The 2,832-nt window shown below is 52.3% G+C and carries 1 rRNA gene; it reads left to right on the top strand.

The annotated features are described in order from the left end of the window. Window positions 1-2,832, top strand: a 23S ribosomal RNA gene (locus tag NiCM35_RS26520); the annotation flags it as partial.

The raw sequence follows: 2,832 nt of genomic DNA, 5'->3' as shown, positions 1-2,832 counted from the left end.
AGTTAAGTTAGAAAGGGCGCACGGTGGATGCCTTGGCACTAGGAGCCGATGAAGGACGGGATTAACACCGATATGCTTTGGGGAGCTGTAAGTAAGCTTTGATCCAGAGATTTCCGAATGGGGAAACCCTCTATCCGTAATGGGATAGAATCTTTACCTGAATACATAGGGTACTGAAGGCAGACCCGGGGAACTGAAACATCTAAGTACCCGGAGGAAGAGAAAGCAAACGCGATTCCCTGAGTAGCGGCGAGCGAAACGGGATTAGCCCAAACCAAGAGGCTTGCCTCTTGGGGTTGTAGGACACTCTATATGGAGTTACAAAGGAACGGGGTAGACGAATCGATCTGGAAAGGTCAGTCGTAGAAGGTAAAAACCCTGTAGTCGAAACTTCGTTCCCTCTTGAGTGTATCCTGAGTACGGCGGGACACGAGAAATCCCGTCGGAAGCAGGGAGGACCATCTCCCAAGGCTAAATACTCCCTAGTGACCGATAGTGAACCAGTACCGTGAGGGAAAGGTGAAAAGCACCCCGGAAGGGGAGTGAAATAGATCCTGAAACCGTGTGCCTACAAGTAGTTAGAGCCCTTTTATGGGTGATAGCGTGCCTTTTGTAGAATGAACCGGCGAGTTACGATTACATGCGAGGTTAAGTTGAAGAGACGGAGCCGCAGCGAAAGCGAGTCTGAATAGGGCGAAATAGTATGTGGTTGTAGACCCGAAACCAGGTGATCTACCCATGTCCAGGGTGAAGTCCAGGTAACACTGGATGGAGGCCCGAACCCACGCACGTTGAAAAGTGCGGGGATGAGGTGTGGGTAGCGGAGAAATTCCAATCGAACTTGGAGATAGCTGGTTCTCTCCGAAATAGCTTTAGGGCTAGCCTCAAGATTTAGAGTATTGGAGGTAGAGCACTGTTTGGACTAGGGGCCCCCATCGGGTTACCGAATTCAGACAAACTCCGAATGCCAAATACTTATTCTTGGGAGTCAGACTACGAGTGATAAGATCCGTGGTCAAGAGGGAAACAGCCCAGACCACCAGCTAAGGTCCCAAAGTATACGTTAAGTGGAAAAGGATGTGGAGTTGCTTAGACAACCAGGATGTTGGCTTAGAAGCAGCCACCATTTAAAGAGTGCGTAATAGCTCACTGGTCGAGTGACTCTGCGCCGAAAATGTACCGGGGCTAAACGTATCACCGAAGCTGTGGATTGACATCTTTGATGTCAGTGGTAGGAGAGCGTTCTAAGGGCGTTGAAGCTAGACCGTAAGGACTGGTGGAGCGCTTAGAAGTGAGAATGCCGGTATGAGTAGCGAAAGATGAGTGAGAATCTCATCCACCGAATGCCTAAGGTTTCCTGAGGAAGGCTCGTCCGCTCAGGGTTAGTCGGGACCTAAGCCGAGGCTGAAAAGCGTAGGCGATGGACAACAGGTTGATATTCCTGTACCACCTTTAAATCGTTTGAGCAATGGGGGGACGCAGGAGGATAGGGTAAGCGTGCTGTTGGATTAGCACGTCCAAGCAGTTAGGCTGGTAATGAGGCAAATCCCATTACCACATAAGCGGAGCTGTGACGGCGAGGGAAATATAGTACCGAAGTTCCTGATTCCACACTGCCAAGAAAAGCCTCTAGCGAGATTTAGGGTGCCCGTACCGCAAACCGACACAGGTAGGCGAGGAGAGAATCCTAAGGTGAGCGAGAGAACTCTCGTTAAGGAACTCGGCAAAATGACCCCGTAACTTCGGGAGAAGGGGTGCTCTTGCGGGTGCAAGCCTGCGAGAGCCGCAGTGAATAGGCCCAGGCGACTGTTTAGCAAAAACACAGGTCTCTGCGAAGCCGCAAGGCGAAGTATAGGGGCTGACACCTGCCCGGTGCTGGAAGGTTAAGAGGAGGGGTTAGCACGTTAGTGCGAAGCTCTGAATTGAAGCCCCAGTAAACGGCGGCCGTAACTATAACGGTCCTAAGGTAGCGAAATTCCTTGTCGGGTAAGTTCCGACCCGCACGAAAGGTGTAACGATCTGGGCACTGTCTCAACGAGAGACTCGGTGAAATTATAGTACCTGTGAAGATGCAGGTTACCCGCGACAGGACGGAAAGACCCCGTGGAGCTTTACTGCAGCCTGATATTGAATTTTGGTACAGCTTGTACAGGATAGGTAGGAGCCTTGGAAGCCGGAGCGCTAGCTTCGGTGGAGGCATTGGTGGGATACTACCCTGGCTGTATTGACATTCTAACCCGCACCCCTGATCGGGGTGGGAGACAGTGTCAGGTGGGCAGTTTGACTGGGGCGGTCGCCTCCTAAAAAGTAACGGAGGCGCCCAAAGGTTCCCTCAGAATGGTTGGAAATCATTCGTAGAGTGTAAAGGCACAAGGGAGCTTGACTGCGAGACCTACAAGTCGAGCAGGGACGAAAGTCGGGCTTAGTGATCCGGTGGTTCCGCATGGAAGGGCCATCGCTCAACGGATAAAAGCTACCCCGGGGATAACAGGCTTATCTCCCCCAAGAGTCCACATCGACGGGGAGGTTTGGCACCTCGATGTCGGCTCATCGCATCCTGGGGCTGTAGTCGGTCCCAAGGGTTGGGCTGTTCGCCCATTAAAGCGGTACGCGAGCTGGGTTCAGAACGTCGTGAGACAGTTCGGTCCCTATCCGTCGTGGGCGTAGGAAATTTGAGAGGAGCTGTCCTTAGTACGAGAGGACCGGGATGGACGCACCGCTGGTGTACCAGTTGTCTTGCCAAAGGCATCGCTGGGTAGCTATGTGCGGAAGGGATAAGTGCTGAAAGCATCTAAGCATGAAGCCCCCCTCAAGATGAGATTTCCCATAGCG

The sequence above is a fragment of the Niallia sp. M35 genome, assembly GCF_050971705.1.
Classification (GTDB): domain Bacteria; phylum Bacillota; class Bacilli; order Bacillales; family Cytobacillaceae; genus Niallia; species Niallia circulans_A.
Note: the sequence above shows the minus strand (reverse complement) of the source record. Positions and strands in the feature narration are given on the sequence as shown.